At 66.8% G+C, this 21,824-nt stretch carries 24 protein-coding genes and 2 tRNA genes; 3 read left to right on the top strand and 23 right to left on the bottom strand.

Annotated elements, in window-relative coordinates; translation table 11 throughout:
* Window positions 1-113: 113 nt before the first annotated feature.
* The 9 genes from rplQ to G7Y50_RS08670 all read right to left on the bottom strand — a co-directional run bounded on the left by rplQ (window position 114) and on the right by G7Y50_RS08670 (window position 4,062).
* Window positions 114-710 (bottom strand): 50S ribosomal protein L17, encoded by a 597-nt coding sequence (gene rplQ / locus G7Y50_RS08710; protein ID WP_165052856.1) that lies wholly within the window; start codon window positions 708-710, stop codon window positions 114-116.
* A 13-nt stretch (window positions 711-723) separates the two neighbouring features.
* Entirely contained in the window at window positions 724-1,674 is a 951-nt protein-coding gene (locus tag G7Y50_RS08705; protein WP_165052860.1) for a DNA-directed RNA polymerase subunit alpha, read from the bottom strand.
* 29 nt (window positions 1,675-1,703) lie between these two features.
* A complete protein-coding gene (rpsD, locus tag G7Y50_RS08700) occupies window positions 1,704-2,330 on the bottom strand; it encodes a 30S ribosomal protein S4 (RefSeq protein WP_165052877.1) in 627 nt (208 codons plus the stop codon).
* An 18-nt stretch (window positions 2,331-2,348) separates the two neighbouring features.
* A complete protein-coding gene (gene rpsK / locus G7Y50_RS08695; protein WP_172135866.1) occupies window positions 2,349-2,747 on the bottom strand; it encodes a 30S ribosomal protein S11 in 399 nt (132 codons plus the stop codon).
* Window positions 2,748-2,756: 9 nt separating this feature from the next.
* Entirely contained in the window at window positions 2,757-3,125 is a 369-nt protein-coding gene (rpsM, locus tag G7Y50_RS08690) for a 30S ribosomal protein S13 (RefSeq protein WP_165052916.1), read from the bottom strand.
* 20 nt (window positions 3,126-3,145) lie between these two features.
* A complete protein-coding gene (rpmJ, locus tag G7Y50_RS08685) occupies window positions 3,146-3,259 on the bottom strand; it encodes a 50S ribosomal protein L36 (RefSeq protein WP_006363204.1) in 114 nt (37 codons plus the stop codon).
* 86 nt (window positions 3,260-3,345) lie between these two features.
* A complete protein-coding gene (gene infA / locus G7Y50_RS08680; protein ID WP_165052919.1) occupies window positions 3,346-3,564 on the bottom strand; it encodes a translation initiation factor IF-1 in 219 nt (72 codons plus the stop codon).
* Between the two features lie 328 nt (window positions 3,565-3,892).
* Window positions 3,893-3,966, bottom strand: a tRNA-Gln gene (locus G7Y50_RS08675).
* Window positions 3,967-3,986: 20 nt separating this feature from the next.
* A tRNA-Lys gene (locus G7Y50_RS08670) sits at window positions 3,987-4,062 on the bottom strand.
* Between the two features lie 395 nt (window positions 4,063-4,457).
* Between G7Y50_RS08670 and G7Y50_RS08665 the strand changes: the two genes are divergently transcribed.
* Complete coding sequence (locus tag G7Y50_RS08665; protein WP_165052922.1) at window positions 4,458-4,889, top strand: universal stress protein; 432 nt, start codon at window positions 4,458-4,460, stop codon at window positions 4,887-4,889.
* Entirely contained in the window at window positions 4,889-6,142 is a 1,254-nt protein-coding gene (locus G7Y50_RS08660) for an MFS transporter (RefSeq protein WP_165052927.1), read from the top strand. The genes G7Y50_RS08665 and G7Y50_RS08660 overlap by 1 nt, the downstream gene beginning before the upstream one ends.
* A 129-nt stretch (window positions 6,143-6,271) precedes the next feature.
* On the opposite strand, the gene G7Y50_RS08655 is transcribed toward G7Y50_RS08660, so the two are convergent.
* The 14 genes from G7Y50_RS08655 to G7Y50_RS08590 all read right to left on the bottom strand — a co-directional run bounded on the left by G7Y50_RS08655 (window position 6,272) and on the right by G7Y50_RS08590 (window position 20,906).
* Complete coding sequence (locus G7Y50_RS08655) at window positions 6,272-6,871, bottom strand: HD family phosphohydrolase (protein WP_165052930.1); 600 nt, start codon at window positions 6,869-6,871, stop codon at window positions 6,272-6,274.
* A 21-nt stretch (window positions 6,872-6,892) separates the two neighbouring features.
* The gene (locus tag G7Y50_RS08650; RefSeq protein ID WP_165052932.1) at window positions 6,893-7,888 is read right to left on the bottom strand and encodes a putative manganese transporter; all 996 of its coding nucleotides are present in this window, start codon (window positions 7,886-7,888) and stop codon (window positions 6,893-6,895) included.
* Window positions 7,889-8,056: 168 nt separating this feature from the next.
* Window positions 8,057-9,685, bottom strand: a complete 1,629-nt coding sequence (gene groL / locus G7Y50_RS08645; protein ID WP_165052936.1) for a chaperonin GroEL — start codon at window positions 9,683-9,685, stop codon at window positions 8,057-8,059.
* A gap of 213 nt (window positions 9,686-9,898) precedes the next feature.
* On the bottom strand, window positions 9,899-10,186 hold the full coding sequence (gene groES, locus G7Y50_RS08640; RefSeq protein WP_165052939.1) for a co-chaperone GroES: 288 nt from the start codon (window positions 10,184-10,186) through the stop codon (window positions 9,899-9,901).
* 809 nt (window positions 10,187-10,995) lie between these two features.
* The gene (locus G7Y50_RS08635; protein WP_165052942.1) at window positions 10,996-11,703 is read right to left on the bottom strand and encodes a response regulator transcription factor; all 708 of its coding nucleotides are present in this window, start codon (window positions 11,701-11,703) and stop codon (window positions 10,996-10,998) included.
* Entirely contained in the window at window positions 11,696-12,964 is a 1,269-nt protein-coding gene (locus tag G7Y50_RS08630; protein WP_241156453.1) for a sensor histidine kinase, read from the bottom strand. Before G7Y50_RS08630 ends, G7Y50_RS08635 begins: the two co-directional genes overlap by 8 nt.
* A 1,184-nt stretch (window positions 12,965-14,148) precedes the next feature.
* On the bottom strand, window positions 14,149-14,967 hold the full coding sequence (nadE, locus tag G7Y50_RS08625) for an NAD(+) synthase (RefSeq protein WP_165052946.1): 819 nt from the start codon (window positions 14,965-14,967) through the stop codon (window positions 14,149-14,151).
* A gap of 255 nt (window positions 14,968-15,222) precedes the next feature.
* A complete protein-coding gene (hypB, locus tag G7Y50_RS08620) occupies window positions 15,223-15,873 on the bottom strand; it encodes a hydrogenase nickel incorporation protein HypB (protein ID WP_165052949.1) in 651 nt (216 codons plus the stop codon).
* A gap of 3 nt (window positions 15,874-15,876) precedes the next feature.
* Window positions 15,877-16,236: a hydrogenase maturation nickel metallochaperone HypA gene (locus G7Y50_RS08615; RefSeq protein WP_165052952.1), complete on the bottom strand. Its 360-nt coding sequence runs from the start codon at window positions 16,234-16,236 to the stop codon at window positions 15,877-15,879.
* A gap of 1 nt (window position 16,237) precedes the next feature.
* On the bottom strand, window positions 16,238-17,023 hold the full coding sequence (gene tatC, locus G7Y50_RS08610) for a twin-arginine translocase subunit TatC (RefSeq protein ID WP_165052955.1): 786 nt from the start codon (window positions 17,021-17,023) through the stop codon (window positions 16,238-16,240).
* Between the two features lie 3 nt (window positions 17,024-17,026).
* Complete coding sequence (locus tag G7Y50_RS08605; protein WP_165052959.1) at window positions 17,027-17,590, bottom strand: twin-arginine translocase TatA/TatE family subunit; 564 nt, start codon at window positions 17,588-17,590, stop codon at window positions 17,027-17,029.
* Between the two features lie 22 nt (window positions 17,591-17,612).
* Window positions 17,613-17,831 (bottom strand): CASC3 protein CASC3, encoded by a 219-nt coding sequence (locus G7Y50_RS08600; RefSeq protein WP_165052962.1) that lies wholly within the window; start codon window positions 17,829-17,831, stop codon window positions 17,613-17,615.
* A gap of 83 nt (window positions 17,832-17,914) precedes the next feature.
* Window positions 17,915-19,273: an amidohydrolase family protein gene (locus G7Y50_RS08595; RefSeq protein ID WP_165052982.1), complete on the bottom strand. Its 1,359-nt coding sequence runs from the start codon at window positions 19,271-19,273 to the stop codon at window positions 17,915-17,917.
* A gap of 304 nt (window positions 19,274-19,577) precedes the next feature.
* Window positions 19,578-20,906: a coproporphyrinogen III oxidase family protein gene (locus tag G7Y50_RS08590; RefSeq protein WP_165052988.1), complete on the bottom strand. Its 1,329-nt coding sequence runs from the start codon at window positions 20,904-20,906 to the stop codon at window positions 19,578-19,580.
* 151 nt (window positions 20,907-21,057) lie between these two features.
* Here G7Y50_RS08590 and G7Y50_RS08585 point away from each other — a divergent pair, with 151 nt between their 5' ends.
* On the top strand, window positions 21,058-21,801 hold the full coding sequence (locus G7Y50_RS08585) for a class I SAM-dependent methyltransferase (RefSeq protein ID WP_165052991.1): 744 nt from the start codon (window positions 21,058-21,060) through the stop codon (window positions 21,799-21,801).
* Window positions 21,802-21,824 lie beyond the last annotated feature (23 nt).

The raw sequence follows: 21,824 nt of genomic DNA, 5'->3' as shown, positions 1-21,824 counted from the left end.
ACGTCACGTGTCCGCAGCCCCCCTGTTTTGTTGTATAGAGTCCTCAGCATCCCGCTCGCCATCTCGCGGCTGGGCCAGCGGGCGCCGTTCGCGCTCGAAAGAAAAGCGAGCAGCTACTCGGCCTTCTCCTCGGCCGGAGCCTCAGCCTCAGCCTCGGCGGCCTCCTCAGCCGGAGCTTCGGCCTCAGCGGCTTCCTCGGCCGGAGCCTCTTCGGCCGGAGCCTCTTCGGCCTCGACGGCCTTCTCCTCGGCCTCGGGCTCCTCAGCGGGCTCCTCGACCTTCTTCGGAGCAGCCTTCTTGGCCTTCGCCGGCTTCTCCTCGGCCTTCTCGGCGTCGGCCTTGAACTTCACGGGCTCGGTCACGAGCTCCATGATGACCATGGGGGCGTTGTCGCCCTTGCGGTTGCCGAGCTTCATGATGCGGGTGTAGCCGCCCGGACGATCCTTGAACATGCCCTGCTCGACCTTCTCGAAGATCTCGCGGACCAGGTCCTTGTCGTTCAGGTAGGCGATGGCCAGACGACGGGAGTGCAGATCGCCGCGCTTCGCCCAGGTGATGATCTTGTCAACGTCGGGGCGGATTTCCTTAGCGCGGGATTCGACCGTCTTGATGCGGTCGTTCAGGAACAGGGCGGCAACCAGGCTGCGCTTCATAGCCTTGGTGTGGCTCCAGTCGGTGCCCAGCTTGCGCCCCTTCTTGTAGTGTCTCATGATCTTAAGTCTCCTAAAGCTTCAAATTGAGGTCCATGGAAATGAGCTTGTCCTTCACTTCCTCGATGGACTTCGCACCAAAGTTTCTGATGTTCAGCAGGTCGTTCTCGGAGAACTCGACGAGCTGGCGCACCGAGTGGATGCCCGCGCGCTTCAGGCAGTTGTAGGAGCGGACCGAGAGGTCCAGGTCCTCGATCTGCTTGTCGAGCTCGGCGTTGGTCTCCTGACCCTCCGGCGCGAAGATGGAGGGAACCTCGCCCTCCTCCTCGTCAGTCGTATCGGAGAGGCTCAAGAACGCCCCCATGTACTGGTTGATGATGTTGGCGGCGCGGCACACGGCCTCGGTCGGGGCGATGGAGCCGTCGGTCTCAACCTCAAGGACCAGCTTGTCGTAGTCGGTGCGCTGACCAACGCGCGTGTCGGTCACGTTCATGGTGCAGCGGCGCACGGGCGAGAACAGCGAGTCGACGTGGATGACGCCGATGGGGTCCTCAGTGCGCTTGTTGCGCTCCGCGGAAACGTAACCGCGGCCGATGCCGATGCGGATGGTCATGTCGAGCTGACCGCCGTCAGCAACCGTGGCGATGACGTGCTCGGGGTTCACCAGCGTGAACTCCGTGGGAACCTCGAGGTCGGCGCCGGTGACGGTGCAGGGGCCCTCGGCCAGCACGTGGGCGGTTGCCTCCTCGACGTCCTCAGTGAGGGCGCTGAAAACCAGGCCCTTGACGTTCAGCACGATGTCGGTGATGTCCTCGATCACGCCCTCGGCGGTCGTGAACTCATGCTGCACGCCCTCGATCTGGATGGCCGTAGCCTTCGCGCCATCCAGGGAGGACAGCAGCACGCGGCGCATGGAGTTGCCCAACGTGTTGCCGTAGCCACGCTCGAGCGGCTCCACGATGTAGCGAGCTACCGTGTCGTTTACTTCTTCCGTTGTAACAGTCGGCCTCATGAACTCCGTCATGTGTGAGTAGCCTCCTTACTTTGCCGCGGTTATTTCGAGTAAAGCTCGACGATAAGCTGTTCGCGGATGTCGGAATCGATCTGATCGCGCTGCGGAAGAGCGAGGACGCTGCCCTGCAGCTTCTCGATGTCAACCTCGAGCCAAGCCGGAACCTGGGTGCGCTCGTTGGAGATCAGAGCGCTCTTGATGACGAGCATGTCGCGGGCCTTGGGGGCCACGGCGACGAGGTCGCCCGGGCGGACGCGGAAGGACGGGATGTCAACGCGACGGCCATTCACCTGGATGTGGCCATGGCGGACCTGCTGGCGGGCCTCAGCGCGAGACTTCGCGAAGCCGAGGCGGTACACCACGTTGTCGAGGCGGGACTCGAGCACGCGGAGCAGGTTCTCGCCGGTGATGCCCTGCTGGCGGTTGGCGATGTCGTAGTAGTGGCGGAACTGCTTCTCGAGCACGCCGTAGATGCGCTTGGTCTTCTGCTTCTCACGCAGCTGGGTGCGGTATTCGCTTTCCTTCACGCGCTTCTTGCCGGCCTCGCCCGGTGCGTAGTTGCGGCGCTCGAGTGCGCACTTCTCGCTGTAGCAGCGATCGCCCTTCAGGAAGAGCTTCGCCCCCTCGCGACGGCACAGACGGCAGTCCGCTCCAGTATAACGAGCCATAAGTATCGATCCTTTCAGTTACACGCGACGACGCTTGCGCGGACGGCAACCGTTGTGCGGGATGGGGGTGCAATCCTGAATGCTGGCAATCTCAAGGCCGGCAGCCTGCAGAGAGCGGATAGCCGTCTCGCGGCCGGAGCCGGGGCCCTTGACGAACACGGAGACCTTGCGCAGGCCGTGTTCCATAGCCGTCTTGGCAGCGGCCTCCGCAGCCATCTGCGCCGCGAACGGCGTGGACTTGCGGGAGCCCTTGAAGCCCACCGTGCCGGCGGACTGCCAGGAGATCACATTGCCCTGGGGATCGGTGATGCTGACAATGGTGTTGTTGAACGTAGACTTGATGTGAGCAGCGCCCACGGCAATGTTCTTACGCTCGGAACGCTTGATGCGCGTACGTACGTTTTTCTTAGCCACGATGCTCCCTCACTACTTCTTCTTGCCGCCGATTTGCTTGCGCGGACCCTTGCGGGTGCGCGCGTTCGTATGCGTGCGCTGACCGCGAACGGGCAGGCCCTTGCGGTGACGCAGGCCACGATAGCAGCCGATCTCCATCAGGCGCTTCACGTTCTGGGAAACCTCGCGATGCAGGTCGCCCTCGACGTGGAGGTTCGTCTGGATGTAGTCGCGGAGCTTGACGAGGTCCTCTTCGGTGAGGTCGTCGGTGCGCGTGTCGGGGTTGATGCCGGTCTCGGCGAGAACCTTCTTCGAGGTGGTCAGGCCGATGCCGTAGATGTAGGTCAAGGCGATCTCAATGCGCTTATTGCGAGGAAGATCGACGCCAACAAGACGTGCCATGTTATCTGCTTCCTTTCTTCCTAGCCCTGACGCTGCTTATGGCGCGGGTTCTCGCAGATGACGAGCACCTTGCCATGGCGTCGGATGATCTTGCACTTGTCGCACATTTTCTTGACCGAAGGACGTACCTTCATATCACTTTCCTTTCGGTTATGCGGTTTGTTCTATACATTAACGCCCAGCCGCTGGCGATAATTTTCTCAGCTTGCTTGTCGGCTGCTTACTTGAACCGGTAGGTGATGCGCCCGCGGTTCAGGTCGTATACGGACAACTCGACGGTCACTTTGTCGCCCGGCAGGATCTTGATGTAGTGCATGCGCATCTTGCCGGAAATGTGGGCCAGGATGCTGTGCCCATTCTCAAGCTCGACCTTGAACATGGCGTTCGGCAATGCCTCAAGCACCGTGCCCTCAAGCTCGATTACGTCTTCTTTAGCCAAAGCCGCCCTCTCTTTGCGAGTAGTCAGTAAACAGCGACCGTAGATGCTACCAGAAAGTCAAGTGATTGTTAAGGAAAAAAAGCATAGAGCGCAAAAAACCAACAAACCGGCGTCTGCTGGTTTCAAAACGACCTGCTTGTCAGGCCTGCGGTACTGAAGCCGCGCAGCTCGTCGGGCATGACCCCGAAAGCCGCCAGGTACGCGCGCCGCGCTGCGCGATGCAGCCGACGCCACCGCCTTGTCGGTGGGAAGGGAAGCGCGAGGCCCCGCGGCCCGCACCCGCTTCGCCAGGCGAAGCGGAAGAACCGCTGAGCAGGGCCGAGAAGCCTGGCTGGGGTACCAGGATTCGAACCTAGATAGCTGGTACCAAAAACCAGAGTCCTGCCGTTGGACGATACCCCAAGGGCTTCCTCACGCGTAGGTGGTGGGCCGTGAGGGAATCGAACCCGCGACCTTGGGATTAAAAGTCCCCTGCTCTGCCAGCTGAGCTAACGGCCCACTCTGATACGCGAAGTTGTATTGTACCCGCTCGCGCAGGCGAGGTCAACGGAAAACGCGCGCCGCGCGAAATGTTTGAGCGCACTTCGGGCGGGTTCGGTGGGCTTCGGCGCGCTTCGGCGGGCTTCGGGCGGGTTTCGGGCGGGTTCGGACGGGTTTCGGGCGGACTTCGGCGGATGCCCCACGCCGAAAAGGCCCGCACGCGCGCAGCTGCGGGGCTACAATAGCCTCAAGAAGGCCCGCGCAAGCCTGCTGAGGACCGGGGCAAGCCCGCGGCGGATCGAGGACAAGCCCGCAGCAGACCGGGGCAAGCCCGCAGCAGGGCCAGGGCAGGCCGCAGCAGGGCCAGAGCAGGCGGCTCGAAGGGGCGGCTCGAAGGGCTCGAAGGAGGAACCATGTGGTGCAACAAGATACTGGTGGCGTACGACGGCTCGTCGCCCTCGCGCGCGGCGATCGACCTGGCGCTTGAGGTGGCCAAGCCCAGCGAGCGCATCGAGCTTCTGCTCGTGCACGTGATGCGGCTCTACTCGGCGGGCGCCGAGGCGGTCGGCATCAACGGCGTCATCGCCGAGGACGCCGAGCGCGTGCAGAGCGAGCTGCAGGGCATCGCCGATGTCTCCCGCAACCCCGCGTCCGTGAAGCTTCTGAAGGGGACCTCCCCCGCTGACCTCATCGTGCGCTGCGCCGTCGAGGAGGGCTGCGACCTCATCATCATGGGCAGCCGCGGCAAGGGCGGCGTGAAGGGCTACCTCGGCAGCGTGAGCTACGCGGTCACCAAGGACTCCCCCGTATCAGTGCTGGTGGCAAAAGAGGCTGGCGCGCGCTGATGCCGGAAAGCGAGCAGCCCTGCGCGGGGCGCCTGTGGACGCGCGACTTCATCGTGGGCACGCTGGTCAACTTCGTGCTCATGGTGAACTACTACATGCTCATGGTGGTCATGACCACCTACGCCATGGACGCCTACGCCGCGCCCGCCTCGCTCGCCGCGTTCTGCGCGAGCATCTTCATCATCGGCACGCTCGTGGCGCGCTTCGCCAGCGGCGCGATCGTCGAGCGCTTCGGGCGCAAGCGCATCCTCGTTACGGGCGCGTGCTTCGAGATACTGTTCTCGTGCCTGTACTTGAGCGGCGCGGCGCTGCCCGTGCTGTTCGCCATCCGCCTTCTGCACGGCATCGCGTACGGCATGTGCTCGACCGCCATCACGACCGTGGTCACCTCCCTGGTGCCGCACGAGCGCAAGGGCGAGGGCGTGGGCTACTACATGCTGTCGGTGACGCTGGGCTCCGCCGTGGGCCCGAGCATCGGCATCTTCGTGTCGACGAGCTTTGACTTCCGCCTGCTGTTCGTGCTCGCCGCCGCCACCGCCGCAGCGGCGCTTTTGGGCGCGCTCACGCTGCGCGTGCCGAAGGAGGGCGCGCAGGGTGCGGGCGCGGCAGCGGCGGGTGCAGCAGCGGCAGCGGCCGGCGCGAAGCCGGGCGCCCAGTCGGCGGGCGCGGACGAGACGCGCGGGGCGGCGGCGATCGCAAGCCGCGTGCTGGAGCTTCCCGTGCTGCCCATCTCGCTCGTGTGCGGGCTCGTGTTCTTCGGGTACTCGAGCCTGCTCACCTTCCTCACGCCCTACGCCGCGAGCCTCGGGCTCGTGCAGGCGGCGAGCTTCTTCTTCGTGGTGTACGCCCTCATCATGTTCGTCACGCGCCCCTTCACCGGGCGCACGTTCGACCGCAGGGGCCCGCGCTGCGTCATGGTGCCGGCGTTTCTGTCGTTCGCGCTCGGCATGGTGGTGCTGGGGCTTGCGCACGCCGGCTGGATGATCCTGCTCGCGGCGCTCTTCCTGGGGTTCGGCGTGGGCACCGTGCAGTCGAGCGGGCTCGCCATGGCGGTGCGCGCCACGCCCGACGCACGCCTGAGCTTGGCGAACTCCACGTTCTACATCTGCTTGGACATCGGCGTGGGCATAGGGCCCGTCATCCTCGGCATGCTCGCACCTGCGGTGGGGTACGAGAGCCTGTTTCTCATCATGGCCGCGGTGGCGATGGTCGCCCTAGGGCTGTTCTTCCTCGTCGAGCGGAGGAAGGCGTAGGCGCGGACAGCGGCACGCGCCTCACGCCTCACGCAGCGGGGGGTCGGCGCGCGATGCGCCGACCCCCGCGTTTCCCCATGTGGCGATGATGCAAGCTGAAGCGCGCGACGAGGCGCGCCGCCGCCTGCGCTACTCCTTCCCGAACGTGTCTCGGTCGGGAGCGAAGGACTGCATGGCCTTGATGGTGCGGTCGAAGAGCTCGTCGAGCTCCCAGCCGAGCATCGCGGCGCCCTCGCGGATGACGTCGCGGCTGACGCCGGCGGCGAAGCGCTTGTCCTTGAACTTCTTCTTGAGCGACTTCACCTCGAAGTCCATGACGCTCTTGCTCGGGCGCATGACCACCGCCGCGCCGATGAGCCCGGTGAGCTCCTCGGTGGCGAACAGGATCTTCTCCATCTCAAGCTCCGGATGGGGAAGCGCGGGGTTGTAGTCGGACGTGTGGCTCTGGATGGCGCGGATGAGCTCGGGCGTGCCGCCGGCCGCCTCGATGTCGGCCGCGGCGTAGATGGTGTGCATCTCGGGCTCGTCGTCGTGCTCCTCCCAGTCGAGGTCGTGCAGCAGGCCCACGATGCCCCAGAACTCCTCGTTCTCAGGGTCGAACTCGCGCGCGAAGTAGCGCATGGTGGCCTCGACCGTCTCGCCGTGCTCGATGTGGAACGGCTCCTTGTTGTGCGCGCAGAGCAGCTCGAACGCCGCCTCGCGCGTCATGCCCGCGTTGAGTGTAGCCATGAGGCCCTCCCTTTCTCGCAGCTAAAAGACGATTCCCAATGCGTTGATTATAAGGCCCCAGGCCACGCCGGTTGCGTAGAGCACGCCGACGATCGCGAGGTTCTCACGCGCGTGGCGGTTGGCGCGCACGAGGACGAGCAGGCCCACGCCGGCCGACACCAGAAGGCCCGCCATCATGGCGCCCGCGCCGAGCACGCCCTCCAGGTAGAGCTGCGCGATCACCACGCTGGCCGCGCAGTTGGGGACGAGGCCCACGAGCGCCGACGCGAGCACCGAGAGCGCCGCGTTCGCGCCGATCACGCGGGCGAGCGCGTCTTCGCCCACCACCTCGAGCACGCCGTTGAGCACGAGCGTGATGGCGAAGATGAAGGCCGTCACCTGCACTGTGTGCAAAAGCGCGCTCTTCGCGATGCCAGCCCACCCGCGCGCGTGGTCATGGCCGTGGTCGTGCGCGTGGTGCTCGTGCGTGCAGCCGTGCGCGCAGTCGTCATGGTGCTCGTAGACCAGCTCGGGGTTGTCCGCGCACGTGGCGCAGTCGCCCGCGCAGCGGCAGCGGTCGCGCTCGCAGAGCTCGTGGATGCGCAGGCGCTGCTTGTCGCGCCGTGCCAGGCGCAGCGCGGCGTCCACCACAAACCCCATGCACAGACCGATGATCACCTTCGCGCCCACGACCTTCACGATGGTGAGGGGCGGGACCTGCTCGGCCAGAAAGATCGGCAGCATCTCGTCGGAGGTGGACAGAAACACCGCGAACAGCGTGCCGAGCGTGACCACGCGGCCCGCGTACAGCGTGGACGCGGCCGCCGAGAAACCGCACTGGGGCACCGCGCCGAGCAGCGCGCCGACGAGCGGGCCCGCCGCTCCCGCGCGCTGCACCGCCTCCTGCGTGCGCTTGCCCGAGGCGTGCTCAAGCCACTCCATGGCCAGGTACGTCACGAACAGAAACGGGATCAGGTAGAGCGTGTCGGCAACTGCGTGCTCGAGCGTGTGCGTGATGATGTGCGTGATTTCCTCCATAGCTGTCACATTCTAATGCAAGGGAGCGCCCGCAAAGCAGGCGCTCCCTCTAATGGTGAAACTCGCAAGTCGTTCGTAACGTCAGCGAGAGGGGGCATAGGTGGGCACCTCAGCCCTTCGCCGCGTCGAGCTGCTCTGCTCGTCCGTCGGGGCGAGCGGAACAGGGGCCTAGTACATTCCGCCGCCGCCCTGCATCGCGCCGGCGAGCGCGGACAGGTCCGGACCCTCCTTCGGGATCTCGTTGATGGTGGCCTCGGTGATGAGGATCAGGCTGGCCACGGAGGCTGCGGACTGCAGCGCCGTGCGGGTGACCTTCACCGGGTCGTTCACGCCCATGGCGATCATGTCGCCGCACGCGCCCGTCTTGTAGTTGCGGCCCCAGCCGGCCTCGGCCTTCTTGACCTCGGCGACCTCGACGGAGCCCTCGTAGCCCGCGTTCTCGGCGATCGCGCGCATCGGAGCCTCGAGCGCCTTGCGGATGATGGCCACGCCGACCTTCTCCTCGTCGTCGGCGTCGATGGCGTCGAGCGCGGGGATGGCGTTCACGAGCGCCACGCCACCGCCGGCCACGATGCCCTCCTCGACGGCCGCGCGCGTCGCCTGCAGCGCGTCCTCGATGCGGGACTTCTTCTCCTTGAGCTCGGACTCGGTCGCAGCGCCCACCTTGAGCACGGCCACGCCGCCGGAGAGCTTGGAGAGGCGCTCCTGGAGCTTCTCGCGGTCGAAGTCGGAATCACAGCGCTCGAGCTCGGCCTTGATCTGGCCGATGCGGGCGTCGATGGCGGCCTTGTCGCCCGCGCCGTCCACGATGAGGGCGTTGTCCTTGGTGACCTTGACGGTCTTGGCGGTGCCGAGCATCTCGACGGTGGCGTCGGCGAGCGTCATGCCGAAGTCCTTGTCGATCACCTGCGCGCCGGTGACGGCGGCGATGTCCTCGAGGATGCGCTTGCGGCGGTCACCGAAGCCAGGGGCCTTGATGGCGACCACGTTGATGGTGCCGCGCAGCTTGTTGAGCAGCAGCGTGGCGAGCGCCTCGCCCTCGACGTCCTCGGCGACGAGGAACAGCGGGCGGCCGGAGCGCATGACCTCCTCGAGCAGCGGCACGAAGTCCTGCACGTTGGAGACCTTCTGGTCGGTGAGCATGATGTAGGGATCCTTGAGGACGGCCTCCATCTTCTCCATGTCGGTGGCCATGTACGGGGAGATGTAGCCGCGGTCGTACTGCATGCCCTCGACGATGTCCATCTCGATGCCGAAGGTCTGGGACTCCTCGACGGAGATGGCGCCGTCATGCCCCACGCGGTCCATGGCCTCGGCGATCTTCTCGCCGATCTCGGCGTCGCCCGCGGAGATGGTGCCGACGTTGGCGATCTGCTCCTTGGTGGAAACCGGGGTGGCCGCTTCCTTGATGGCGTTGACCACCGCGTCGGTGGCCTTCTCGATGCCGCGGCGGATGCCGAGCGCGTCGGTGCCGGCGGTGACGTTCTTCAGGCCCTCGGAGACGATGACGTCGGCGAGCAGGGTGGCGGTGGTGGTGCCGTCGCCCGCGACGTCGTTGGTCTTCACGGCAACCTCGCGCACGAGCTGGGCACCCATGTTCTCGATGGGATCCTCGAGCTCGACTTCCTTGGCCACCGTCACGCCGTCGTTGGTGATGACCGGCGCGCCGTAGGACTTCTCAAGCGCCACGTAGCGGCCCTTGGGCCCGAGGGTGACCTTGACGGCGGCAGCGAGCTTGCTGACGCCGGTGGCGAGACCGCTGCGCGCGTCCGCCTCGAACTTAATTTCCTTAGCCATGTATGCATCTTCCTTTCAGAAAGAGATTCAGTGAGTAGTTCGACAAGTGGTTCAACGACGATGATCGCAGGCTTTTTCGTGGTGAGTCGCATAGCCGCGAAAGCCCGAGCTGGCGCGAGGTAAGCGGCCTTCGCGCCGTGTCCGAGCCCAGCGACAGGCTTGAACGGCTAGGCGGCCGCCACGGAAAGCCGTCAGGTGCCTTGCCAGGTTGCCTTACGCGAAGACCGCGTAAAGATCGTCGGCGCGCATGATCAGCACGTCCTCGCCGTCAACCGTGACCTCAGTCCCGCCGTACTTGCCGTAGAGCACGCGGTCGCCCACCTTGACGGGCACCTCGACCCTGTTGCCGTCCTTGTCGAGCTTGCCCTCGCCCACGGCCAGAACGGTACCGGTCTGGGGCTTCTCCTTGGACTCGGTGGCCAGGTACAGACCAGATGCCGTGGTGGTCTCGGCCTCGTCGGCACGGATGATGACGCGGTCGCCCAAAGGCTTCAGATTCATAGCGCTGCCTTCCTTTCAATCGAGTTAAAGCGTTGCCGCCTGTTACCTTTTGAACACTCGCGCTGCGCGAGTGCTAGCACTCAATGGGTGTGAGTGCTAAAGACGTGAGCTATGATACCAGCCCTCCCCGAGGATGCAAGCGCTTTGGGGAAATCCCGGCGAAGGGCGCGCGTATTTTCACGCGTTCGCCATATTGGGAGGAGGCACGCCCGCACGCGCCATCCCCTCGCGACCAGATCCTTCGACTCCGCGCCCTGCGGGCGCTCCGCTCAGGATGACACGGGAATGGGCAGGCGGCACAATGCGAGGCGGGAATGGGCAAGTAGCGCGGGGAGGGGATGGGTAGGAAGCTGCGGGGCGGGACCAACAACCGGAGACGCAACGCGGGTGCCCATGTCCTGAGCGAGCAGCCTTCCCTTATGTCTTGGGTGGGCAGCCCCCACTTATGTCATCCTGAGCGGGCAGCCCCCCATGTCATCCTGAGCGAGCGAAGCGAGTCGAAGGATCCGGCCCCGGGCGTGGCGCACCCGCATGCGCCATCCCCTCGCGACCAGATCCTTCGACTCCGCGCCCTGCGGGCGCTCCGCTCAGGATGACACGGGGTGGACAGGCAGCGCAATGCGAATATGGGCGTGAACGAACAAGTGGCGCGGGGCGGGCGAGAAGCTGCGGGGCGGGTGAGCGCGGGGAAGGGATGGGCGGGAAGCTGCGAAAGGGGCAGGTGACGCGAAGCGGGCACGGGGCGGGGCAGGTGACGCGGGTCAGGGGCGGGGCGGGTGCGGGGCGGACGGGCGGGGCAGGGACTCCCCTTATGCGCCGGGGGTTACTAGGCCGCTCTCGTAGGCGAACACCACGAGCTGGGCGCGATCGTGCGCGTCGACCTTGCCCATCACGCGCGCGAGGTGGGTCTTCACCGTGGCGGGCGAGATGAACAGCTCGGCGCCGATCTCGTCGTTGGTGAGGCCGCGCGCCACCAGCGCGAGAATCTCGCGCTCGCGGTCGGTCAGGCTCGAGAGCGCCGCGGCGGCGTCGCCCGCCCGCCCCATGCTCCCCCGGCCCGCGCGCGGCCGCGCGGCCACGAACGTCTCCACGAGCCGCCGCATGACCGAGGGCTGGATGAGCGCGTCGCCCGCGGCCACCACGCGCACGGCGTGCGCGATGTCGTCAGGGTCGGCGTCCTTCAGCAGAAAGCCGCTCGCGCCCGCGGCCAGGGCGTCGTAGACGTACTCGTCGATGTCGAACGTGGTGAGCACGAGCACGCGCGTGTCCGCGAGCAGGGGGTTCGCGGTGATGTCGCGCGTGGCTTCGATGCCGTTGCGCACCGGCATGCGCACGTCCATGAGCACCACGTCGGGGCGCAGCTCGGTCGCGCGCAGCACGGCCTCCTCGCCGTTGCGCGCCGCGCCGACCACGCGCAGCCCCTCGTAGGAGCCGAGGATGGCCGCGTACCCGCTGCGCACGAGCTCCTGGTCGTCGGCGACGAGGATGCGCACGTCCCCGGAAAGCGAATCAGGCATGGTCGGAAGCCTCCTTGGTCGGAAGGGGGATGCTGACGCGCACGGCAAAGCCGCCGGCGGCGCGCGGCGCGGCGCTGAAGCTGCCGCCGAGCACGTGGGCGCGTTCGGCCATGCCCTCGAGCCCGTGGCCGAACGGAGCGCCGGCGGCGCGCGCCGCCGCATAGTCGAAGCTGCGCCCGTCGTCCTCCACGGAAAGCTCGGCGTACCCGGCGGTGGTGCGCAGCGCGATGGAGGCGTGGGCGGCGTGGGCATGGCGCACGATGTTCGTGCACGCCTCGCGCGCGATGCCGAAGAGGGCCACGTCGAGGTGCGCCGGCACGAGCGCGCGGTCATACCCCTCCCGGTCAAGCGCGCACGCCACGCCCGCCTGGCGCAGGTAGGCGACGAGGTTGGGCAGCTGGTCGGTGCCCGCCGTGGGAGCCGTCTCAGCCTGCTCGCCCGCCGGCGCGCGCAGCACGCCGATCATGGCGCGGATGTCGTCGAGGGCCGACTTCGACGTGGCGCGCACCGCCGCGATGGCCTCCTTGGCCGCCTGCGGATCGGACTCCGCGAGCCGCTCGGCTACCGCCGCCTGGATGCTCACCGCCGACAGCGAGTGCGCCGTGATGTCGTGCACCTCGCGCGCGATGCGCACGCGCTCGGCCTCCACGCGTCGCTGCGCCTCGCTCTCGCGCGTGCGCTCGGCCTCGGCCGCGCGCTCCTCAGCCGCGCGCAGGAAGGCTTGGCGCACCTGCAGCGCATAGCCCGCGAACCCCGCCGCCGCCACGAACGCGACGTTCTGCACGAGCGAGAGCGAGGCGAGCGTCGACGAGGAGGCCGCCGAGGGCACGAGCAGGAGCACCGCGGCGCTCGCGATGCCAGCCGCGAGCGCCTCGTAGCGCGAGCACTCGAGCGCGAGCGTGAACAGGGCCACAAGCGGCCCTATGAGCGAGAGCGACACGGCGTTGACCTGCGCCTGGAAGAACATCCAGACGATGACGCTGGCTGCGAAGGCGGGCCAGGGAAGGCGGCGGCGCACGACGAGCGGCGCGCACGTGAGCAGCACCGCCACGATGGCGTAGGCGGTCGGCACCACGGCCTCGATGCCGAGCAGGCGACGCAGCGCCTCGTCAGGCACGAGCAGGTTCACCGAGAGCGTGAGCTGCAGGCAGCCGAAGCCGAACGCGCCGAGCGCGACCACCGCGTCGACGAGCCAGTCGACGGCGGTCATCGGCTCGTCACGCACCAGCATGTCGCGCAGCGATGTCTCGTTTTCGTCCATGCGCCCATACTACACGATCGCGCGCGCCGCACGCCATACGCCACGCAGTGTATGAGCCCGCACGGTCACATGCGCAAGCTGCTCGCAACCAGATCCTTCGACTCCATGTTATATAGGATGACACGGGGGGATGCAAGGCTCTTGCACGCGCAAGCGCGCGTGTCCGCATGGTCGCGCACATCACGCGACGCCAAGGCCGAGGCCGAGGTCGAGGCCAGAGCCAGAGCATCGTGCAAATTTGACAGGGCATTTTGGCAGAAATCTTCAGATATTTGTCTCTCCGAGGCTGAAACATCACCAACCAGGAGGCTCGCGCCTCGCGACGCTCAGCGTATCCGCAGGTCAGGAATTCTCGCCCGCGGGCTGACCCCCATAATCCAATGATAAGACGACCAATATCTGAAGATTTCTGCCAAAACAGCTCGAAAAATCTGCACGCCCCTCGGCGTGAAGGTCCCAAGAACCCTGCAGCGCCATCCCTTCCCATGCCACCCCTGGGCGATCCGCCCCCTTGACGTTATAGGAGCGTTTGAGCGAGCGAAGCGGGTCGAAGGATCCGGCCCCGGGCACGACGCGCCCGCATGCGCCATCCCCTTGCGACCAGATCCTTCGACTCCGCGCCCTGCGGGCGCTCCGCTCAGGATGACACGGGAGGACGACGCAGGTATGCTCCGCCCAGGATGACACACAAGGACAACCCACTGCCCGGGATGACGCGGAGTGGACGCCTGACGCAGACGCTCCGCTCAAGACGACGCACAAGAACAACCAGCTGCCCAGAATGACATGGGGGAACGCCGCGCACGCACACTTGCGAGCTCAATCGCGCGCGCCCGCGTCATGATGCGCGGGAGCACCCAAGCCTCATGGCGTTGAGAGCAAGCGCGCCAGCGCTGAGCACTTTTGCGAAGCGGGTCGAAGGATCCGGGCCCGGGCACGGCGCACCCGCATGTGCGAGCTGCCTGCGCAACCCGCATGCACAACCCACTTGCGACCAGATCCTTCGACTGCGCGCCCTGCGGGCGCTCCGCTCAGGATGACACGAGAGGACGGCGCAGGTATGCTCCACCCAGGATGACACACAAGGACAACCCACTGCCCGGGATGACGCGGAGTGGGCGCCTGACGCAGACGCTCCGCTCGGGATGACGTGGGCGGCACCTGGCGCGCGCCAGCGCTGAGCGCTACTCGTAGAACGCCACGTCCGGACAGGGCGGCTCGAGGGCGCGCTTGAACGCATAGGAGTCCGTGCGGCGGATCACGTAGTCGACCTGCGCGGCGTCAAACCCCTCCGCGACGAGGGCGGCGGCGTCGCGCCCGCGCTCCACGTAGGACACGAGGATCGCGTCGAGCGTGGCGTAATCGATTCCCATGGAGTCCTCGTCGCTCTGGTTCGGCGCGAGCTCGGCGCTCGGCGGCTTCACGAACACGTTCACGGGGATGGGCAACACCGAGCCCTCCTCGGCGGCGCGGCGGTTGCGCCAGCGCGCCATGGCGTACACGTCGGTCTTGTACACGCCGCCCATCGGGGCGAACGCACCCGCGGTGTCGCCGTAGAGCGTGGAGTAGCCCATGCACGCCTCGGACTTGTTGCCCGTGTTCAGCATCATCCAGCCGCGGGCGTTCGAGATGGCCATGAGGCACACCATGCGGCAGCGCGCCTGCGTGTTCTCGGCCGCGAGGCCCCGAAGCTCGCCGCCGCACGCACGCGCGAGCACGTGCTCGAACGCCTCGAACGGCTCGCAGATCGACACGGTGCGCACGTCGATGCCGAGGTTGGCCGCAAGCGCCTCGGCGTCGTCGACCGAGTGGTCCGACGAGTAGGGCCCGGGGAGCAGGACCCCGTGCACGTGGTCCTGCCCGAAGGCGTCAACCGCCATGGCGGCCACCACGCTCGAGTCGATGCCGCCCGACAACCCGATGACGACGTCCTCGAATCCCGCGCCGCGCACGTAGGCGCGCAGGGCGTCAACGCACGCTTGGTACATCTGCTGGGGCTGCATGGGCCCTCCCCTCTCCGCTTCCCTCTTCGCTTGCGCGCTTGCAAGCGAGCGAGAACAGTATGAGGCCCCCGTGTTTCCGCCGTGTTGCGAAACCACGAGGGCCCGAAAAGTCATCGGCTGCCGCAAGCAACCTCAATCTGCAACGAGGCAAAAGTCATCCGTCAGGCAAAAGCCAGCGAGGCTTCTTGCGGCGCCCGCCCGAGACAGCCCCGCACAAGGGGCTCGGTCGGCTGCCGCAAGGAGCCGCAGCGCACGTTAGACGGCGCGGATGAGCTCCGCCAGCCAGCTGGCCCACGCGTCCACGCCGTCGCCCTTCGTGGCGGCTATGGGGAAGATGGGCGCGCCCGGGTTCAGCTGGCGCACGGAGGCGTCGAACGCCTCGCGGTCGAAGTCGAACACCGGCATGGTGTCCACCTTGTTGAGCACCACGGCCTCGGCGATCTGGAACACGCCGGGGTACTTGAGCGGCTTGTCGTCGCCCTCGGGCACCGACAGGATCATCACCTTGGCGTTCTCGCCGAGGTCGAAGTCGGTGGGGCACACGAGGTTACCCACGTTCTCGATGATGATGAGGTCGAGCCGCTCGAGGTCGAGCACGTCGATCGCACGCTTGACCATGGCGCTCTCCAGGTGGCACGCCCCGCCCGTGTTGATCTGCACGGCGGCGATGCCCTGCGCCTTGATCTTCTCCGCGTCGACGCTCGAGGCGATGTCGCCCTCGATCACGGCGATGTTGAACTCGTCGCGCAGCGCGTCGATGGTGGCCAGGATGGTGGACGTCTTGCCCGAGCCGGGGCTGGCCAGAAGGTCGAGCACGAACACGTGGTTGGCGGCGAAGCGGGCGCGCAGCTCGGCGGCCAGCGTGTCGTTCTTGTCCAGAATGGGCTGCTTGATGTCGATTTGCATCGGTTACTCCTCATCCGGCAGGTCGACCTCGATCGAGTCGATCTGCATCTCTCGACCGGCTATGAGCTCGGTGGCGAAGCTGTCGCACTCCGGGCAGAACATATGGAAGCGGTCGTGCTCGAACTCCGCCCCGCACTCGAGGCAGCGGCTCTTCGGGCTCACCATGTTCACCTCGAGCGCGGCGCCCTGCGTGAACGGGTCGTCCTCGGTGAGCGCCTCCCACGCGAACACGAGCGCGTCCTCGATGGCCTCGGTCATCTCCCCGATGGAGAGCTTCACGCCGAGGAGCTTCGTGGCGCCCACGTCGTGCGCGGCCGTGGTGGACGCCTCTAAGACGCCCGTCATGATTCCCAGCTCGTGCACGTTACTCGTCCTCTTCCGCCGCAAGCTCTTCGTTCTGCCGCTTGATGCGCCGCGCGAGCACGATGCGCGCCATCGCCAGGCTGACCTCGTAGAGGCCGACCATCGCGGCGAACATGAGCATCATGGTGACCGGCGAGGCGTCGGGCGTGACCATGGCGCAGAGGACCATGAGCACCACGTAGATGGTGCGCCAGCTCTGCCTGAGCTTCTTGTACGGGATCACGTCGAAGATGACCAGGTAGAAGATCACGAGCGGCAGCTCGAAGGCGAAGCCGAAGGCGATCTCGAACTTGATGATGATGTCAATGTAGGTTGACATGCGCGGGGCCACATACCCCAGGCCGGCGGCCTGGTCGGTGAGCCACTGGAACGCCGCGTTCAGGATGACGGCGTAGCAGAACACCACGCCCAAGATGAACAGCAGCACGGCCACGACGAACGTGGGGATGAACCACTTGCGCTCCTTGGGCTTGAGCGCCGGGAGGAAGAACGCCAGAAGCTGCCACAGGATGACCGGCGAGGTGGCGATGAGGCCTGCGAACAGCGATATCTCGAAGCGCACGGAGAACGCCTCGAACGGGTCGATGGCCTGCAGCGACGCCATGCCGCTCGCCGGGTCCATGGGCAGGAACTCAGCGATGGGCAGAAGCAGGAACTGGCCCATGATGGGCGTGGCCATGTAGAACACCACCACCGCGATGGCGAGGCACGCCACGATGCGCACGAGGCGCATGCGCAGCTCGCCGAGGTGATCGAAAAGGGGCATGCGCGCCGGACCGATGGGCATGGCTTATGCCTCCTTTCCGTCGGCGGAGGCGCCCGCGGGGGCCACAGGAGCCGCGGCGCCCGCGGGGGTTTCGGCGCCCGTAGGAGCACCCGCGCCCGTACCCGCGGCTGCGGCCGCGCCCGCGTCGGCCGCCTCGACGACCGCCTTGCTCGCGACCTCGGCCACGGGCTCGGCCGCCGCCGTCGCGGCCGCAGCCGCCGCAGCTTCCGCCGCCTCCTTCTCGGCCGCCTTGCGGGCCGCGCGCTCGCGGTCGTAGCGCGCCTTGCGCTCGGCGAAGCTCTCGGCCTTCTCAGCTGCCTCGACCGCCGTCTTCTTGGCCGCGTCAGCCGTCTTCTTCGTCTTGGCCGCCGCGTTGTCGATCACGTCGAGCGGGTTCTTGAACGGGGCGTCGGCGTCCTTGTCGAACACCTCGGCCTTGAGCGTGCCGCTCATCTCCTCCTGCGCCTTGCGGAACTTCGCGATGGCCTGGCCGGCGGTCTTCGCCATGGCAGGCAGCTTGTCGGGCCCGAAGATCAGAAACCCGAACAGCAGGATGAGGAAGAGCTCGAATCCTCCGATGCCAAACAAAGTGGGAGTCCTTTCACGATCGCTAGAGCGACAGCACGGTGAGGGCCATGGTGGGGATGCCCAGCGCCAGGACGAGGATCACGCACACCACTACCGTGAAGATCTTCTTGGTGCGCGCGGCGCGCTCGCGCTGCTGCTCGGCGCGGCGCTCGCGCTCCTCGGCAGCCTTCACGCGCGCGGCCTTCTGCTCGCGCGTCAGCTTGTTGCGCGACTTGTCCTGCTGCTTTTTCGAGTGTGCCATTTCGCCTTGCCTTCGACGCTTTCTCTTCTCGCGTGCGCACCGCGGACGGGCTCGCCTGCGGCGCGCGGCCTATTATGCCCTAACTAGACGCGCAACTTCGTGCGAATCTCGATCACGCGGGCAATGTTCTTCGCAACCTCCACGTCCACGTGCCAGTGGTTCTTCTCGTAGAGCATCCTGCCGTCCACCATGGTCATGAGGACGTCTGAGGCCGAGCAGGTGTTGACCACCGCCGAGACGGGGTTCGCGCCCGCGGACTGGTGCGAGCTCGACAGGTCGACCGCGATGAGGTCGGCGCACTTGCCGATGTCGAGCGAGCCGATCTTGTCCTCGAGCCCTAACGCGCGAGCGCCGCCCATGGTGGCGAGCTCGAGCATGGTGGTGGAGTCGAGGAAGCGGCGCGTGTCGAGCGCGCGCTGGATGAGCATGCTCACGCGCATCTCGGAGAGCATGTCGGTCGACTCGGTGGCGGCGGGCGAGTCGGTGCCGAGGCCGGTGCGCAGGCCCGCGCGCAGAAACGCGCCGAGCGGCGCCACGCCCATGCCGAGCTGCGCGTTCGCGCGCGGGCAGGTGCAGACGGCCACGTCGTACTCGCGCATCTTCTTGATGTCCTCCTCGTCGACGTGCACGGCGTGCACCAAAAGCACGTTGGGCGACTCGAACGCGCCCCAGTTCAGCGCGTAGCGCACCGGGGTCACGCCCGTGGGCATCCACGGCGGGATCTCCACGTAGCCGCGCTTGGCCTCGTCCATGGTGTGCACCGAGAACATCGAGGAGCCGTACTTCACGAAGTTGAACTCCTCGTGGCTGCCCGCCAGGCGCATGGCCACCGGCAGGCCCTCCTTGCAGGCGAACTCCGACACGAGCCCGAACACCGACGGGTGCGTGGCGTACACGGCCGCCGGGGCGATGCCGACGGTCACGCGGTCGGGGTCGACCTCCTCGCGCCAGTGCATGATGTCCTTCTCGGCCGAGCGCATGGCGAAGCTCACGCGCTGCTTGTCCATGACGCCCACCTCGCGGTACATCACGCCGCGCAGGCCGAGCTTCTGGGTGGCCGTGCACGCCGCGCCCGTGGAGGTGATGTCGGCGATGGTGGTGATGCCGCTTGACAGCGCGTCGAGGCCGCCGAGGATGGCGGAGTCGTACCAGTCGCCCGCCTCGAGGCGGCCCGAGCGCTCGATGACCGACAGGATCCACGAGGCGTAGGGCATGTCGGCCACCATGCCGCGCAGCACCGACTTCTCGAGGCGCGTGTGCAGGTCGACCAGCCCCGGCATGACGGCCGCGAGCCCGTAGTCGACCACCTCCTCCTCGGGATAGCGCAGGCGCAGCATCTCGACCTTGCCGACGTCGAGGATCTTGCCATCGCGCACGAGCACGGCGCCGCCCGTGATGGGATCAGACGTTATGGGGAATACGTATTGTGCGCAAATAAGCATGGGCACCTTCTTCGTGTCCGCGAAACTGGATCAGATTCGTATCATAGCACTGGGCGGCGAACCCGCCTCGCCGCCCGCGCCCAAACACACACTCTTTGCGGTTGAAGGCGCGCGGCGGACGCGCCGCGCGGGACGCTCGGAGGCCCTGCCCCTGCGCGCGGGAGCGCAGCTGGCTGAAATCGCATCACAACGCAGCTGAGACGTACGCGGAGGCCCCGCCCCTGCGCGCGGGAGCGCAGGGCAACGCGAGACACGCAAAGCTGCCGCCCGCCGCCTTTGCGCGGCGCGCGGCGGCTCCCCTTCCCTACCTTTGGGTGCCGTCGCCGAAGAGGAGCTCGCGCTCCGGGCCGGACAGGGCGTTGCGCGCCTGCTCGCGCAGGTTGTTCATAGCGCTCAGGAACTGGCGGTACATCACCACCACGAGGTAGCGGCCGCGCGGCGTGAGGGTGAGCTCGTCGGGCGTGTCGGTGGCGAACGCGCGGTTCGCGCGCATGAACGCGAGCTCGACGGGCAGGCCGCGCTCGATGCTCACGCCGAACTCGCGCGCGAAGGCGCGCTTGTCGAGGCGCAGCTTGTAGAGGTTCACCAAGAAGCAGTAGCGCATGAGGTCGCGCTCGGACATGTCGCTCCGGCCCATGAGCGACATCCGCCCGCTCTCGATGGCCTCGTTGTACTCCTTGATGCTGAACGTGTTCACGTAGAGGCTGCGGTTCAGATACGTGATGGAGCCGCTTCCGATGGCGGGGTACTGGTCGTAGAACGTCTGGAACTCGTCGATCTGCGGCGCGCCGTCGCGCGTCGCCTCGTCGGCGCCGTTGCGCGTGAAGGTCCACAGCGTCGTGCGGTGGAACAGCGGGTCATCCCCGCCCGCGAGCACGCCGTCGAGGATCTGGTAGTAGCGGTACTCGCGCGGGTAGTCCATCTTGCCGAGGGTGCGCGCCATCTTGCTCATGGTGCCGTGCGACACGTACAGCGGCGAGAACGTGGTCTGGCGCGCGCCGCACGTGGCGACCTTCTCCAAGTCGTCGAAGAGGATCTCCTCGGTCTGGCTCGGGAAGTTGAAGATCATGTCGACGTTCAGCGAGTCGAAGTACGGGAGCGCGCCTGCGATGCGCTCGTAGATCTCCTCGCCGCTGCCGTACTTGTCATAGCGGTCCATCTGCTTCAGAAGATCGTCGTTGAAGCTCTGCACGCCCACGGAGAGGCGCTGCACGCGGCCCTTGAGCGCGTCGAGATAGGGCTGCACCAGGTGGTTCGGGTTCGTCTCGGACGCCACCTCCCTGATGTCCCAGATGTCGCGGGCCAGATCGAGCGTCTCGCACAGCTCGTCGAGCATGACGGTGGGCGTGCCGCCGCCCATGTAGATGCTCTCGATGTCGTACCCCAGGTCGCGCACCATGAGCATCTCCTTGCGCATGTTGGCGAAGTAGGGCCGCGCCACGTCCTCGCGGAAGGCGTAGCGGTTGAAGCTGCAGTACGGGCACAGGCGCTGGCAGAACGGCACGTGCATGTAGAGCATGTACTTGCGGCCCGGCTCGGGCGCGGGCATCATCGTCTCGTCGGTGGGCTTCAGCGCCAGCTCGCAGCGGGCGAGCTGCTTGACAACGGTGGTGAGCATGCGCTCAGACAGCATGGGTACTCCTTAACGTGCGAAGGTCGGCGTGGATAGTCCAATCGGCTATGGTACCGCTTCTTCGCGGCGATGCGCCCGCGAAAACGGATATGAAAACAGATATACTAGACGCGTTTGAACGGTCCCACCGCGATTCCGGGGAGTACACACCTTGAGCATCGACACCGCAACGGGCGAGGAAGCGCCCGCCGAGCTTTCATCCGAGCGCGTGAAGAGCATCTTCTCGCAGATCGCCCGAAAATACGAGCGGTTCAACGCCGTCTCGAGCTTCGGCGCCTACCGGCTGTGGCTCGCCGGCATGATGCGCCAGGCCCCCATCAGCGCGACCGACGAGGTGCTCGACATCGCGGGCGGCACGGGCGACGTCACCTTCGCGGTGGCGCGCGCGAAGCGGCCCGCGCGCATCCAGTGCACCGACCTGGTGCCCGAGATGCTCGACGTGGCACGCATGCACCGCGCGGCGGGCGCCGCGGGCGGCGTGCCCGTGGAGTTCGAGGTGGTCGACGCGCAGAACATCCCGTACCCCGACGCGAGCTACGACGCGATCACCATGGCCTACGGCATCCGCAACATGCCCGACCGCCCGCGCGCCCTCTCCGAGATGTACCGCGTGCTGCGCCCCGGCGGCGCGCTCGTGTGCCTCGAGTTCTCCACGCCGCCGAACCGGGCATGGCGCGCGCTCTACGGCTTCTACCTGAGGCACCTCATCCCGTTCTGGGGCGGGCTCATCACCGGCGATCGGGACGGCTTCGTGTACCTGGCGAAGTCGATCCGCGCCTTCCCCGACCAGCAGGGCCTCGCCGCCCTCATGGAGGAGGCGGGCTTTCGCGACGTCACCTGGAAGAACTACACGGGCGGCATAGCCGCCGTCCACGTGGCGCGCAAGCCGCGGTAGCGGCTGGCGAGCGGACGCAGGCA

The organism is Adlercreutzia sp. ZJ176 (assembly GCF_011038975.1).
Taxonomy (GTDB): domain Bacteria; phylum Actinomycetota; class Coriobacteriia; order Coriobacteriales; family Eggerthellaceae; genus CAAEEV01.
Note: the sequence above shows the minus strand (reverse complement) of the source record. Positions and strands in the feature narration are given on the sequence as shown.

Bases quoted from the DNA above. Each gene is read 5' to 3' on its own strand.
- tatC (WP_165052955.1), bottom strand. From the start codon at position 17,023: ATGCCCATCGGTCCGGCGCGCATGCCCCTTTTCGATCACCTCGGCGAG.
- G7Y50_RS08600 (WP_165052962.1), bottom strand. From the start codon at position 17,831: ATGGCACACTCGAAAAAGCAGCAGGACAAGTCGCGCAACAAGCTGACG.
- G7Y50_RS08595 (WP_165052982.1), bottom strand. From the start codon at position 19,273: ATGCTTATTTGCGCACAATACGTATTCCCCATAACGTCTGATCCCATC.
- nadE (WP_165052946.1), bottom strand. From the start codon at position 14,967: ATGCAGCCCCAGCAGATGTACCAAGCGTGCGTTGACGCCCTGCGCGCC.
- rpsD (WP_165052877.1), bottom strand. From the start codon at position 2,330: ATGGCTCGTTATACTGGAGCGGACTGCCGTCTGTGCCGTCGCGAGGGG.
- groES (WP_165052939.1), bottom strand. From the start codon at position 10,186: ATGAATCTGAAGCCTTTGGGCGACCGCGTCATCATCCGTGCCGACGAG.
- G7Y50_RS08650 (WP_165052932.1), bottom strand. From the start codon at position 7,888: ATGGAGGAAATCACGCACATCATCACGCACACGCTCGAGCACGCAGTT.
- G7Y50_RS08660 (WP_165052927.1), top strand. From the start codon at position 4,889: ATGCCGGAAAGCGAGCAGCCCTGCGCGGGGCGCCTGTGGACGCGCGAC.
- hypB (WP_165052949.1), bottom strand. From the start codon at position 15,873: ATGCAAATCGACATCAAGCAGCCCATTCTGGACAAGAACGACACGCTG.
- groL (WP_165052936.1), bottom strand. From the start codon at position 9,685: ATGGCTAAGGAAATTAAGTTCGAGGCGGACGCGCGCAGCGGTCTCGCC.
- rpsM (WP_165052916.1), bottom strand. From the start codon at position 3,125: ATGGCACGTCTTGTTGGCGTCGATCTTCCTCGCAATAAGCGCATTGAG.
- G7Y50_RS08630 (WP_241156453.1), bottom strand. From the start codon at position 12,964: ATGGACGAAAACGAGACATCGCTGCGCGACATGCTGGTGCGTGACGAG.
- G7Y50_RS08590 (WP_165052988.1), bottom strand. From the start codon at position 20,906: ATGCTGTCTGAGCGCATGCTCACCACCGTTGTCAAGCAGCTCGCCCGC.
- G7Y50_RS08635 (WP_165052942.1), bottom strand. From the start codon at position 11,703: ATGCCTGATTCGCTTTCCGGGGACGTGCGCATCCTCGTCGCCGACGAC.
- rplQ (WP_165052856.1), bottom strand. From the start codon at position 710: ATGAGACACTACAAGAAGGGGCGCAAGCTGGGCACCGACTGGAGCCAC.
- G7Y50_RS08655 (WP_165052930.1), bottom strand. From the start codon at position 6,871: ATGGCTACACTCAACGCGGGCATGACGCGCGAGGCGGCGTTCGAGCTG.
- G7Y50_RS08705 (WP_165052860.1), bottom strand. From the start codon at position 1,674: ATGACGGAGTTCATGAGGCCGACTGTTACAACGGAAGAAGTAAACGAC.
- G7Y50_RS08665 (WP_165052922.1), top strand. From the start codon at position 4,458: ATGTGGTGCAACAAGATACTGGTGGCGTACGACGGCTCGTCGCCCTCG.
- rpmJ (WP_006363204.1), bottom strand. From the start codon at position 3,259: ATGAAGGTACGTCCTTCGGTCAAGAAAATGTGCGACAAGTGCAAGATC.